Origin of the sequence: Vibrio sp. S457-15 (assembly GCF_000960545.1) — a bacterium.
Lineage (GTDB): Bacteria > Pseudomonadota > Gammaproteobacteria > Enterobacterales > Vibrionaceae > Vibrio > Vibrio parahaemolyticus.
This window is the reverse complement of record NZ_JYOQ01000157.1, coordinates 1-385: the sequence shown is the minus strand read 5'-3', so window position 1 is coordinate 385 and position 385 is coordinate 1. Positions and strand designations below refer to the sequence as shown.

The following is a 385-nucleotide window of genomic DNA, read 5'->3' as shown; positions in this document are numbered from 1 at the left end:
ATCATGTACAGCGCGATGAGCATGGGCTTTTTGCCTAGCGAATGTTTGTATATCGATGATACACCCAGGGGTGTAGAATCAGCATTGAATGCCGGGATTAAGACGGTTCAGCTATTTAATGGAGAGGCCATTAACTGAGTCGACGATGACCGAGTTATTCGCATTCAACATTTGGCTGAATTAAAAGAGCAACTCATGGGCTGCTCTGTTTAACCGTTTAATGACGAGAATGACTTAGGTTATGAATTTGTGTAATTTTCGACTGTAAATATGGCGCTTGGTAAAGGCATTGAATGGACGAGAAATTTTTCGTGTGGAGCCCACAAGCAGAACACGTGAATTTTTCACCGTTTGATGGGAATAAGTATTCATCATAGTTGCAAAT

The 385-nt window shown here is 41.3% G+C and carries 1 pseudogene; it reads left to right on the top strand.

What is annotated here, in order from left to right:
• Positions 1 to 213 (top strand): annotated as a pseudogene (locus UF05_RS24960) (HAD family hydrolase); the annotation flags it as partial.
• Positions 214 to 385 lie beyond the last annotated feature (172 nt).